General features: G+C 71.4%; 10 protein-coding genes. 4 read left to right on the top strand and 6 right to left on the bottom strand.

Features of this window, described 5'->3' with window-relative positions; all coding sequences use genetic code 11:
* Positions 1-203: 203 nt before the first annotated feature.
* Positions 204-779 (top strand): DUF6506 family protein, encoded by a 576-nt coding sequence (locus ACWF94_RS21455; RefSeq protein WP_453490604.1) that lies wholly within the window; start codon positions 204-206, stop codon positions 777-779.
* A gap of 30 nt (positions 780-809) precedes the next feature.
* On the opposite strand, the gene ACWF94_RS21450 is transcribed toward ACWF94_RS21455, so the two are convergent.
* The 5 genes from ACWF94_RS21450 to ACWF94_RS21430 form a co-directional block, all read right to left on the bottom strand.
* A complete protein-coding gene (locus tag ACWF94_RS21450; RefSeq protein ID WP_453490601.1) occupies positions 810-1811 on the bottom strand; it encodes a hypothetical protein in 1002 nt (333 codons plus the stop codon).
* 114 nt (positions 1812-1925) lie between these two features.
* Positions 1926-3143 (bottom strand): hypothetical protein, encoded by a 1218-nt coding sequence (locus tag ACWF94_RS21445; protein WP_453490598.1) that lies wholly within the window; start codon positions 3141-3143, stop codon positions 1926-1928.
* Between the two features lie 32 nt (positions 3144-3175).
* Positions 3176-3526, bottom strand: coding sequence for a chaplin family protein (locus tag ACWF94_RS21440; RefSeq protein WP_453490595.1), 351 nt, complete (start codon positions 3524-3526; stop codon positions 3176-3178).
* Positions 3527-3689: 163 nt separating this feature from the next.
* Positions 3690-4628, bottom strand: coding sequence for an alpha/beta hydrolase (locus ACWF94_RS21435; protein WP_453490592.1), 939 nt, complete (start codon positions 4626-4628; stop codon positions 3690-3692).
* A gap of 273 nt (positions 4629-4901) precedes the next feature.
* Positions 4902-5828 (bottom strand): LysR family transcriptional regulator, encoded by a 927-nt coding sequence (locus ACWF94_RS21430; RefSeq protein ID WP_453490589.1) that lies wholly within the window; start codon positions 5826-5828, stop codon positions 4902-4904.
* 118 nt (positions 5829-5946) lie between these two features.
* On the opposite strand from ACWF94_RS21430, the gene ACWF94_RS21425 reads away from it, so the two are divergent.
* Together ACWF94_RS21425 and ACWF94_RS21420 are read left to right on the top strand one after the other, a co-directional pair.
* A complete protein-coding gene (locus tag ACWF94_RS21425; RefSeq protein ID WP_453490586.1) occupies positions 5947-6135 on the top strand; it encodes a hypothetical protein in 189 nt (62 codons plus the stop codon).
* A 113-nt stretch (positions 6136-6248) separates the two neighbouring features.
* On the top strand, positions 6249-6947 hold the full coding sequence (locus tag ACWF94_RS21420; protein WP_453490583.1) for a class I SAM-dependent methyltransferase: 699 nt from the start codon (positions 6249-6251) through the stop codon (positions 6945-6947).
* Here ACWF94_RS21420 and ACWF94_RS21415 read toward each other — a convergent pair whose 3' ends face one another.
* Positions 6948-7175 (bottom strand): hypothetical protein, encoded by a 228-nt coding sequence (locus ACWF94_RS21415; protein ID WP_453490580.1) that lies wholly within the window; start codon positions 7173-7175, stop codon positions 6948-6950.
* 290 nt (positions 7176-7465) lie between these two features.
* Between ACWF94_RS21415 and ACWF94_RS21410 the strand changes: the two genes are divergently transcribed.
* On the top strand, positions 7466-10756 hold a 3291-nt coding region (locus ACWF94_RS21410), incomplete at its 3' end, for a S8 family peptidase (RefSeq protein ID WP_453490607.1).

Genomic DNA, 10756 nt, shown 5'->3' with positions numbered 1-10756 from the left:
CCTCAGCGACGCCACGCCCTCGTCATCCCCTCGTCATGCCCTCGCCATCTCCTCGCCATCTCCTCGCCGCGCCCGGTCCCGCCGGTTATTGCGCCGTGGCCGGGAACAGAGTCCCGGGGCCCGTCCGTTGACCGGATACGAGCGGTACCGACGGTGCTGGATCTTCTGGATCTTCTGGATCTCACGGAGCGATGGAGGCGACCATGACCGGCGACAAGGCGATCCTCTATGTGGCGGATGCCGAAGAGCCCGTACGGACGGGGACCCCCGGGGCTGGGACGGTCATCCTCACCGCGCCGACGGCGGAGGTCGCGGCTCGGCTGGCCGTCGGACTGGCGGACGACGGCGTCGGGACGATCGAGTTGTGCGGGGCGACCGGGTTCCCGTGGGTGGCGGAGGTCGAGGAAGCCGTCCAGGGACGGGCCCGGGTGGGGGCCGTGATGTACGGGTTCGAGTCCCTGATCGATGTGGCCGGATACAAGGAGCGGGCCACCGCCGGGGAGGCTCTGACGACTCTGTTCCTCTATGTGCAGAAGGGCGCCGATCCGGCCGTGGACCGGCTGGAGCGACAGGAGGGCGCTTCGACAGCGGTGTTCGTCGCGGTGCCGGAGGCGGCGGCGGGTGCCTCGGTGGCCGCCGAGCTGGCGGCCGATGTGCAGTTGATCGAGTTGTACGGAGGGTTCGGCCCGGCCGATACGGCGGCGGTCATCAAGGCCGTGGGCGAGCGGGTGCCCGTGGGTGTCGCGGTGCATCCGGAGGCGCGGCCCGCGGGGGCCTGAACCGGCCGCCAGGCACCCGGGCGGCACCGCTCAGAGCGGCAGCCGCTCCGGCAGGGACAGGGGCAGCGCCCCGTGGTACTTCTCCAGCAGCAGCTCATGGTCCGGAGTGAAGCAGTCACGCCAGGCGCCCACCCCCGGATCGAGATCGCGGTCCGCCGGTTCCGCCCGCTGCTCCACGGGCCACACCTCTGACCGCTCCCCTGACCGCTCCCCTGGCCGCTCGCCTTGCGCTTCCACCGGCCCGGGGTGCCCGATGCAGTCCAGCAGCCGGCCGATGGCCCGTTCGCGGGACGGGGGCGGGCCGACAAGCTCCTCGTGGCGGATGACACAGACAGCGGGGTGACGCAGCATCCACTGACAGCGGCGAGCCTCGGCCATGCCGGGAAACCCGGGGTCGGTCAGGGCGAGGGTGATCTTCGCGTCCATGGTGGGCAGGGCGCAGACGATGTCGCGGTAGATGAGCAGTTCGGGGAGGGTACCGACGCGGTCGGCCGGCTGGGAGAGCTGATGGATCGTGGCGATGATCCGGTCGCGCACATCGCGGTGGTGGAAGACGAGGGGTGGCTGTCCGCTGTACTGCCAGGCGCGCAGAAAGCCGCCGTCGGCGCGGGTGAGATCGAGGCCCGGGAGGTACCAGCAGGCGGGGCCCGGCAGCAGCCCCGGGAGTTCGCTGTCGGGGACCCGGGTCAGACGGGTTTCGAGGGCGGGGTCGACGGGTGAGGCGAGGGTGACCGGCTGCCCCAGGCGCAGCCACCACACCCGCCACAGAGCGCTCACCGCGTCCTGGAAGGCGCGCTCCAGGGTGTCGCGGTGCTCCCACTGCCCGCGCAGCAGCGTCGCCGCCCGGTCGCGTCCGTACGCGGCGGTCAGCAGCGGGTAGACCTCGCCGGGTCCGGGCCGTTCGCCGCCCGGGGAGGGCCGAATGCCGCTCATCGTGCCGTACGGGGCGTAGCCGAGGGAGGTGGTGAGGTCGGCGAGCAGCGGTGTGCCGCTCCCGTGCGGCGAGACGACGATCACCTGGGGTACGGCCATGGAGCACCTCCGGAGGGGCGGGGACAGGGAGGGGAGGGGAGGGGAGGGGACGGGGCGGGGAGAGGGGACGGGGCGGGGACGGGGAGGAGGGGAACGGACAGTGCGAGCGGCGGATCAGACCGCGATCGCTCCGGGCGCGAGGAGCAGGTCCTCGTAGACGTGGTGGCGGCGCACAGTCGTACGGCCGTGCAGCAGATCGGCGGCGCGCGCGGGCTCCCCCGCGTCGATCAGGGCACGCGCCAGGGTGTCCTGGACGATCTCCCGCTCGACCCGCACCCCGCCGAGCCGGACCACCTGGTCCCCGAGGCCGGTCAGCAGGTCCACCGCGGCTCCGGGGCGGCCCGCGGTGATCTCGGCGAGGGCGCGGACGACGGGGGCCAGCACCCGGTGGAAGTCGGGCCGTTCGTCGTCGGCGGCGCGGCGGGCGAGCGCGTGCAGTTCGTCGGTGGCGGCCTCCACGGCCAGCGCGAGCGCGAGGTTGAAGGTGTGGAAGACCTCCGCCGTCCCGCCGGGGGCGGCCAGCAGCTCGCGGATATGCGCCGGTTCGCAGCGGCGGGCGGGGGTCTGGCCCGCCAGCAGCAGCCGCCAGTTGGTCGCGGACCGCATCCCCACATCGGCGCGGTCGAGCACCTCGTCCGCCCTGCGGCGCGCGTCGGGGAAGTCGCCGCAGGCCAGCGACTGGAGGGCGGCGTGCCAGTTGAGGTGCTTGAACTGCATCGCCCCGGGGTCGGCCGCCAGCCAGCCGTCCAGGAACGCGATGGCGGCCGGGCCCGCGCCCAGCTCCTGTTCGGCGTGGGCGCGGGCGTGGGCGGCGAGCCCGGAGCGCGGATTGCGGGCGAGGGCCGCGTCCGCCAGTTCATGGGCCTGTGCCGCCCGGCCCTGCTCGGCCCGGGTCCAGGCCAGCAGTCCGGTCCAGACCCAGCTGTCCGGCCCGGCCACCTCGTACTGCCGCACGGCCAGTTCATCACCCCGTACGCGGTACTCGTCCTCGCCGCAGGCGTGGAAGGCGTCCATCATCAGCGAGGCCACCTCGTCGCCTGGCCAGCGGGCGAAGTGGGTGAGCAGATGGTCGGCCGTCATCCGGTACTGGCGGTGGGTGTGCAGGAACACCCCGTACACCAGGCTCATCGCCCACGCGCCGAGCGGCTCGGCGTCGCGGTGGGCGACGGTCAGTTCCGCCCGTAACTCCGCGTCGCTCAGCGCGTCACCGGTCGCCAGCGTCAGCAGCGCCCGCGCCACCCCGTGGCGCGGCTGCTCGGCGACCCACCGCCGCAGCAGCGGGAGCCCGCGGCCGCTGAGGGCCGCCAGCTCCCGCACGGCGGGCTCGTCCATGGAGACGTCCGCCACCCCTGAGGACACCGTCATTAGTCGCGGGCCATGAAGACGGCGTAGCAGACGATGCCGCTGTTGCCGCAGTGGTTACGGGGCAGGGACAGGGGCAGTCCGGCGTAGTTGCCGCTCGCCGCCCCGCTGCTCGCGGCGGTGTTGCCCGAGGCGTACGCGCCGCCCTGCTGGACGCAGGTGTTGCCGAACGCCGGGTTCAGAATGCCGATGACATTGGCGTGCGCCGCCCCGGCGGGCACCAGCGCGGCACCCAGCACCGCGCCGACCGTGACGGCCCGCTTGGCGTGGTGCCGGGCGGGGGTGGCGGGGGTGCCATCGTCTCGCCGGACGGCCTCCGCCGCCGGCGGCCTCTCATCGATTTCCGTGCTCATGGCTCGCTCCTGTCCGATGATCGCTTCCCTGGTCAACGGGTGTCCGCCCCAGCGGGGCGGTCCCGTACGCCTCTTCAACGACGGGCCGTCCGGGTGGGTACGCGCGCGGCGCACGGGAGTGGCCCGGCGGGGTGCCGCCGGGCGGCGGGCGGCGCGAGAGAGGTCAACCGGTCTTGACGGACCCGGCAGCCCCGGTGGTCCCAGCAGCCCCGGCAGCCCCGGTCGTCCCGGGGTGCGGGGCCACCGAACGGCGTTCCACCAGGCACTCCTCCAGGAACGCCAGGGCGCGCAGATGGTACGACCGGGCCGCCCAGCCCAGGCTGATGTTGTGCCCAGCCCGGGGCAGGCGCTCGACCACGACCCGCGAGCCGCCCATCGCCGCGGTCAGCGCGGCGATCGACTCCTCGTCGCACCGCCACCAGTGCTCGTGCTCGGCGAAGGTGAACCGGGCCGGCACCCGTACCCGCGCCGCGATGCGGGGGAACCGGTCGGGCCAGGTGTGGGCCTCGGCGCTCTCCCGTACGGGCACGGGCGCGACCAGCGAACGGCTCTGCACGAAGCAGCCCTCCGGATACAGCCCCAGCACACCCCAGTTCAGCTTCCACAGACTGCTTCCACCGCGCTGGGCGACCTTCGATGGGTGCACCGCGTACCGGCTGCCGCACCCGGAGATGTCCAGGCCGAGCAGATCGAGGTCAGGGTGGTCGGCGGCGGTCGCCAGGGCGAGTTTGCCGCCGTAGGAGTGCGCGAGCAGAAAGACGCCCGCCCCCGGCGCGTACGAGGACACGAAGCCGCCGATCGCCGCGCGCAGGGTCACGCTCTGTTCGGCCAGCGGCTGCCCATCGGGCAACCGGTCGGCCGACAGCCCGTACCCCGGCCGGTCGACGGCCAGGACCGCGAGACCCAGCCGCGCGCCCAGTTCGAGCAGCGACTGCCCGGGGTGCGCGAGGGCGTGGAAGTATCCGGCGCGCATGCCCCCGCCGTGGAGCGCGACCACCACCGCCCGTGGCGGCTGCCCGTCGAGCGGTTCGGCGAGCAGCCCGGACAGCGGGACCCCCTCACCGTCGAGAACGACCTCACGAACCTGCGGCACATTCTGCATTCCGGTCCTCACTGGGCGAGTTGCCTGGCTGGGAAGCGGTTCAGCGCGGCCGGCCGGCTGTCCGGCGCCCTCCCGCGCGCCGCGTCGACTAGGCCGGTCCGGCGGGGCCGAGGTCCGGTGGCCGGGGGTCCTCGGCCGCGTCGTACGGGACCGGCGGTCCCCGTCCCGTACCTCTCGATTTTCCTACGGAACGGGCGGCCCGGACACCCGCCGCGCCGTCCGCCCGGGAGGCGGCGGCCGACCAGGTGCCGGGCGGTTGGGCTGCCGTACGCGTCAGGCGATGAGCCGGCCGTGGTCGGCGGCGAGCCGGTCGAGCAGGCCGATGGCCTCGGCGATGGCCGGATGCCCACCGCTGCCGCTCCGGATGACCCGCAGGAACCGCCGGGACGGCCGCGCCCTCCCCGTCAGAGGAGTGCGCACCAGGGAGAGATGGGAGGGGAGATGGGACGGGAGCGCCGCCGTACGGGGGATCAAGGCGATACCGAGGCCGTGGGAGACGAGCGCGGCGACCGCGGTCCACTCCCGGACCTGGTGGGCGATGGTCGGCGTGAACCCGGCGCTCCCGCAGGCGGCCAGGATGAGCTTGCGCGCCGAGCTGCCGGGGAACCCGACGATCCAGGGCTCGGTCGCCAGGTCGTGCAGCGTGACGGTCCCGTCGCCCGACAGTGGGTGGTCGGCGGCGGTGAGCAGATCGTACGGGTCGTCGAAGAGCGGCTGCTGGGTGAACCGGGGGTCGTCGAGCGGGGGGCTGTCCTCGGTCGCCTCGACCACCGCGAGTTCCGCGTCCCCGGAGAAGAGCAGATCGAAGCAGTCACGCGGCTCGGCCTCCCGGATCTCGACCGTCAGTTCCGGCCAGTCCCGCCGCAGCCGCCCGGCGACCGGAGCGAGCAGGGCGGAGACGGCGGTGGGAAAACCCGCCACCCGCAGCGTGCCCCGCAGCGTCGGAGCGGCCAGTTCCGCCTCGGCCTCTTGCCAGTACGTCTCCATCCGGTCGGCATGCCGCAAGAGCGCCCGCGCCGCCGGCGTCAGCCTGACCCGGCGGCCATGGCGCTCCAGCAGCGGCACCCCCAGGTCCCGGCCGAGCTGACGCATCTGCTGTGAGGCGGCGGAAGCGGTGAGGTGCAGGGACTCGGCCGCCGCGGTCACGGTGCCGTAGTGGGCGATCGCCCGCAGTACGGCCAGTCGACGCAAATCAATCATGAAGCTGGCATACACGTTTCCATGCAGAAATCCAACCTGGACCTGCACGGTGCCTGTCACGAGGCTGGGTGGTGACGTCGCACCTTGTCGTGAGCCTTTCGTGAACTGGAGTCGCGCCATGTCCAAGTGCCCCTACTGCGGGTGGTTCGACAACTGCACCGTCCAGACCGTCTCCTCGCACCCCACAGCCCAAGGCCACACCCTGTGGACCCGGTGCGCCTGCGGCTCCCTCCAGGGCCGCAAGGTGACAGCCGACTCGACCACCGTCGTCGTCCGCGGCCGGCCCCCCGGCCGACACCACCTGTGAAACCCGCCCCCGGGCCCGCCCGGCATGGGGCACCGGCCCCTGAAGTCCCCGAGCCCCGCCGGGGCAGGGTGTGGAACAGGGAACGGCGGTCGGGCCCGGCCCGTTGGATGAGTATGGAACTGAAACTGCGAGCGGGACATCGGGGGACCGGCCCCGGGGCAATCACTCCTGACGGCTGCGCGGTCGAGTTGTACGCGCGACTGCCGGTCGGGGCCGAGCCGGACATCGTCGCCGCGGCCGTGCCTGCGGCGGCGTACATCCTGGAGTTGGGCTGTGGAGTGGGGCGCGTGACCCACCCGCTCCTGGAGCGGGGTTTCACGGTGACCGCCGTGGACGAGTCCCGGGAGATGCTCGACCGTGTCCGTGGGGCGCGCACGGTATGCAGCCCGATCGAGGATCTCGATCTGGGCGAGACGTTCGACGTGGTGATGCTCGCGTCGTTCCTCGTGCACACCGGGGACATCGAAGAGCGGCAGGCGCTGCTGCGTACCTGTGTCCGGCATCTCGCCGCGGGCGGCAGTGTGCTGATTCAGCGAGAGGGTGCCGACTGGCACACCAACGTGCCGCGTGAGCGGGTCGACCCCAGCGGCTTCACGGTGCGGATCGTGTCGGCGGAGCCCGCGGCTGACGGGGTGAACTCGGTCTATGCGGAGTACGAGTTCCCGGACGCCACATGGACACAGACCTTCCTCTCCCGGCCACTGACGGAGAAGCAGTTCGAGGGGGCGCTCGCGGAGGTGGGCCTCAAAGTGGACAATTATCTGACGGACGACGGGACATGGGTGCGGGCGGTTCTCGCGGCACGCTCATGATCACCTGCCGGTGATCCGCCAGGGGTGCTTGCGGCTGTCGTTCACTGCGGTGATCCGGTAGCCGCTCTTCTTCCAGTACCGCTCGACCACGCCGAGGAACGCTCCGCGCCGCTGCTCCGAGATGATGGTCATCACCACGCGATAGCGGGACACATCGCACGTGCCGATCGTTGTGGTCTGGTGTGTCCACTCGATTTCAGGTGTGACCGCACCGAAAGTCTCATTCATCATCGCGACCGTGTGACTACGGTGCGGGGCGCTGTCATATGGCCTTCGGTGACAATCGCGCCAAGCCCAACTAGCCACTCCTGTAACGCTATTGAGCACCCGCACACCCCCGGGCATACTTCGGAGTCCGGGGAGGGGGATACGAACAGACTTCCGAGTCTTCCCCGGTCGGAGGGACGAAACGCGTTCCTCCGGGTGACTCATCTCCAGGGGGAGATTTGCGCTTACAAGTGAAGAAGGCGTGCGTCACCACCGTCGCCGCGGCAGCGGCCGTGGCTCTGACAGCGGGTATGACCAGCCCGGTGTCGGCGGCGGAGGAGCGTACGGGAAGTCAGTCGCCCGCAGGCGGTAGCGCCTCGGGCAAGGCGCGGCCGGGGTTCGCGCCCAAGCAGCGCCTCACGCTGATCACCGGCGATCGCGTCGTGATCGACGCGAAGGGCCGGGTCAGCGGAGTGGAGCGGGCCAAGGGGCGGGAGAAGGTACCCGTACGGACCCACACCCACAAGGGACGTACGTATGTGGTGCCGTCCGACGCTCGGCAGCTCATATCCAGCGGCAAGCTCGACCAGCGGCTGTTCGATATCGCCGAGTTGAAGAAGGCAGCGGACCGCAAGGGCCACGGCGACGGCCTGAGGGTCATCGTCGGCTATGGCGGGGACGCCGCCCGGCAGGCGCGGGCGGAGGTGCGCGGCGCGGGTGGGACGAAGGTGCGGCGCACGCTGGCGGCGCTGAACGCGGATGCGATCTCGACGCCGCGCCAGGACGCCGGGGACCTGTGGGAAGCGGTCACCAACACGCGTGGTGACGGTGCGCGGACGACGGCGTCCGGGATCAGCCGTATCTGGCTGGACGGAATCCGGCAGGCCAGCCTCGACAAGAGTGCCGCGCAGATCGGTGCGCCCAAGGTGTGGACCCGGGGTATCGAGGGTCAGGGCGTCAAGATCGCGGTGCTGGACACCGGTATCGACGCGACCCACCCCGATCTGAAGACTCAGGTGGTCGGGGCGAAGAACTTCACCCCGGCGCCCGACGCCAAGGACCGTTTCGGGCACGGCACGCATGTCGCGTCCATCGCGGCGGGTACGGGGGCCAAGTCGGGCGGCAAGTACAAGGGCATCGCGCCGAAGGCGAAGCTGCTGAACGGCAAGGTGCTGGACGACGGCGGCAGCGGTGATGACTCCGGCATCATCGCCGGTATCGACTGGGCCGTGGCCCAGGGCGCCCAGGTGATCAACCTCAGCCTCGGCGGGATGGACACCCCGCAGATCGACCCGCTGGAGGCCCATGTCAACAAGGTGACGGCGGAGAAGGGCGTCCTGTTCGCGATCGCGGCGGGCAACTCAGGACCGGGCGCGGGGTCGGTCGGCTCGCCCGGCAGCGCGGACGCCGCGCTCACCGTCGGCGCGGTCGACGACAAGGACAAGCTGGCCGTTTTCTCCAGCGTCGGCCCGCGCATCGGCGACGGCGCCGTCAAGCCGGACGTCACCGCACCCGGTGTGAACACCACCGCAGCCGCCGCTGCCGGCAGCGACATCGCCCGGGAGGTGGGGCAGAACCCGCCGGGGTACATGTCGATCTCCGGTACGTCGATGGCCACCCCGCATGTCGCGGGCGCCGCCGCGCTGCTGAAGCAGCAGCACCCGGGGTGGAAGCCCGCGGAGCTGAAGGGCGCGCTCACCGCGTCCGCCAAGGGTGGCCCGTACTCGGCGTACCAGCAGGGGTCGGGCCGTATCGCCGTCGACAAGGCCGTCGATCAGACCGTGATCGCCGAGCCGGTGTCGGTGTCCTTCGGGGTGCAGCAGTGGCCGCACACCGACGATCTGCCCGTCACCAAGAAGATCACGTACCGCAATCTCGGCACCAAGGACATCACGCTCGCGCTGACGGCCTCGGGCACCGGCCCGAAGGGCAAGCCCGCGCCGGCCGGGTTCTTCACGGTCGGCACGCCCCGGGTGACCGTTCCCGCCGGAGGCACGGCGACCGCCGATCTGACGGTCAACACCCGCCTCGGCGGAACGGCCGACGGGGGCTATGCGGCCACGGTCGTGGCGACCGGCGGCGGCCAGACCGTACGGACAGCCGCGGCGGTCGACCGTGAGATCGAGTCGTACGACGTCACGTTCAAGCACATCGGACGCGACGGCAAGCCGAGCAAGGACATGTTCAGCGCCCTGTTCGGGATGGATGGAGCGTTCAGCTTCCACCTCGTTTCCGACCCGTCCGGCACCGCCACGGTGCGCATGCCCAAGGGCCGGTATGTCATGCAGTCGGAGTTGATGGCCGACCCTCGGGACTCCACCAAGGGCATCGACGTGTTGTCCCGTCCCCGGCTGGACGTCACCAGGAACATGACGCTCACCCTGGACGCCAGGTCGACCAGGCCGGTCGACGTCACCGTGCCGGACAGCAAGGCCAGGCCGTCGTTCGCGATGACCTCGTACGAGGTCAATCTGACCAGCGGTGGCTTCGGGAGCTGGCACGACCTCCCGTCGTTCAAGGGGTTCCGCACCGCGCATCTCGGCCCGCAGATCACCGACGGGTCGCTGTCCCAGAACTGGGCCGCGCAGTTCCTGAGCGGGGCGTCCAGCCAGTACGACGTCGTCTTCGGCGGCAAGACGCGGAAGCTGGCCACCGGTCTCACCAAGCGGTTCAGGTCGAGCGAGCTGGCCACCGTGAAGGCCGGCCTCGGCTCATCCGCGAAGGCACCCCGCAAGGAGGGCGAGCTGAGGGCCTGGGGACTCCTTCCCAGCGGCGGTATCTCGGCCTCGTACGCCTCGCCGGTCCGGATTCCGCGGACGCAGACGCTGTATCTGTCCACGGTCGACCAGGCCAGGTGGAGCATGGAGTTCGGCCAGTTCGCCGGGCGGGACTCCGACGGGCACCCGATCGCCGACGCGGGCTACGCCACCTCTCCCAAGCTCTACCGGGCGGGGAAGAAGTACGACGAGACGTTCAACACCGCCGTCTTCGCGCCCTCCGTCGGCGGGAAGTACGGGATCTCCCGCAACGGCAACAAGCTCTCGGCCTATCTGCCGGTGTTCACCGACGGCCAGGGGCACGAGGGGGCATCGAACTACGCGACCGTGAAGACCACGCTCTACCGGGGCAAGACCAAGATCGGGCAGAACAACGACCCGCTGGCCGGCGACGGAGCGTTCACGGTGCGGCCCGCGGCGGCCACGTACACGCTGAACACCTCCATCACGCGTGCGCCGAAGGTGGCCACGGCGGCCAGCCGGATCGACGCGAGCTGGACCTTCCGGTCCAAGAAGCCCGCACGCAACGGTCCGGTGATGCTGCCGACCTCGGTGACGCGTTTCCACCCGAAGGTCGGGCTTGACAGTACGGCGAAGGCGGGCGCGACGCAGCTCGTGCCGGTGACGGTGCAGGGCCCGGCGGCCGGCCGGAACCTCAAGTCGCTCACCGTCTTCGTGTCGTACGACCTCGGCAAGACCTGGAAGAAGCTCAGCGTGAAGAAGGGGAAGGTCACGGTCAAGAACCCGGCGAAGGGCAAGGGGCTGTCGCTCCGGGCCGCCTTCGCCGACAAGAAGGGCAACAAGGGAACGGTGACGGTCTACAAC

It is taken from the genome of Streptomyces sp. NPDC055078, assembly GCF_053607985.1.
This window is presented reverse-complemented; position numbering and strand designations above follow the sequence as displayed.

Bases quoted from the DNA above. Each gene is read 5' to 3' on its own strand.
- ACWF94_RS21420 (WP_453490583.1), top strand. From the start codon at position 6,249: ATGGAACTGAAACTGCGAGCGGGACATCGGGGGACCGGCCCCGGGGCA.
- ACWF94_RS21415 (WP_453490580.1), bottom strand. From the start codon at position 7,175: ATGAATGAGACTTTCGGTGCGGTCACACCTGAAATCGAGTGGACACAC.
- ACWF94_RS21450 (WP_453490601.1), bottom strand. From the start codon at position 1,811: ATGGCCGTACCCCAGGTGATCGTCGTCTCGCCGCACGGGAGCGGCACA.
- ACWF94_RS21440 (WP_453490595.1), bottom strand. From the start codon at position 3,526: ATGAGCACGGAAATCGATGAGAGGCCGCCGGCGGCGGAGGCCGTCCGG.
- ACWF94_RS21445 (WP_453490598.1), bottom strand. From the start codon at position 3,143: ATGGACGAGCCCGCCGTGCGGGAGCTGGCGGCCCTCAGCGGCCGCGGG.
- ACWF94_RS21425 (WP_453490586.1), top strand. From the start codon at position 5,947: ATGTCCAAGTGCCCCTACTGCGGGTGGTTCGACAACTGCACCGTCCAG.
- ACWF94_RS21430 (WP_453490589.1), bottom strand. From the start codon at position 5,828: ATGATTGATTTGCGTCGACTGGCCGTACTGCGGGCGATCGCCCACTAC.
- ACWF94_RS21455 (WP_453490604.1), top strand. From the start codon at position 204: ATGACCGGCGACAAGGCGATCCTCTATGTGGCGGATGCCGAAGAGCCC.
- ACWF94_RS21435 (WP_453490592.1), bottom strand. From the start codon at position 4,628: ATGCAGAATGTGCCGCAGGTTCGTGAGGTCGTTCTCGACGGTGAGGGG.